Genomic DNA, 450 nt, shown 5'->3' with positions numbered 1-450 from the left:
CTTGGCAAGGTTGCGCTCTACCAACTGAGCTAGTGCCGCATCAAATAGTTTCTAGTTACAAGATTCAAGTTACAAGTTTGAATAGCTTGGTGCTTTCAACTCTCCCCTTGAAACTTAAGCCAATTTCTTTTGGTGAGAAATTGGAGCGGCACACGAGGCTCGAACTCGTGACCTCAACCTTGGCAAGGTTGCGCTCTACCAACTGAGCTAGTGCCGCATAAATAAGTTGTAAGCTGCAAGTTTCTAGTTTCAAGCTAATGCTTTCAACTTTCCCCTTGAAACTTATATCAATTTCTTTTGGTGAGAAATTGGAGCGGCACACGAGGCTCGAACTCGTGACCTCAACCTTGGCAAGGTTGCGCTCTACCAACTGAGCTAGTGCCGCATCAAATAGTTTCTAGTTACAAGATTCAAGTTACAAGTTTGAATAGCTTGGAGCTTTCAACTTTT

The 450-nt window shown here is 43.6% G+C and carries 2 tRNA genes; both read right to left on the bottom strand.

The window, feature by feature from the left end:
• Positions 1–141: 141 nt before the first annotated feature.
• Positions 142–217, bottom strand: a tRNA-Gly gene (locus C2M33_RS11105).
• Positions 218–309: 92 nt separating this feature from the next.
• Positions 310–385 (bottom strand) — tRNA-Gly (locus C2M33_RS11100).
• Positions 386–450 lie beyond the last annotated feature (65 nt).

The organism is Pseudoalteromonas sp. T1lg122 (genome assembly GCF_002964825.1).
In the GTDB taxonomy this organism is placed as follows: domain Bacteria; phylum Pseudomonadota; class Gammaproteobacteria; order Enterobacterales; family Alteromonadaceae; genus Pseudoalteromonas; species Pseudoalteromonas gelatinilytica.
The sequence above is the reverse complement of the archived record's forward strand: the minus strand, read 5'-3'. Positions and strand labels throughout refer to the sequence as shown.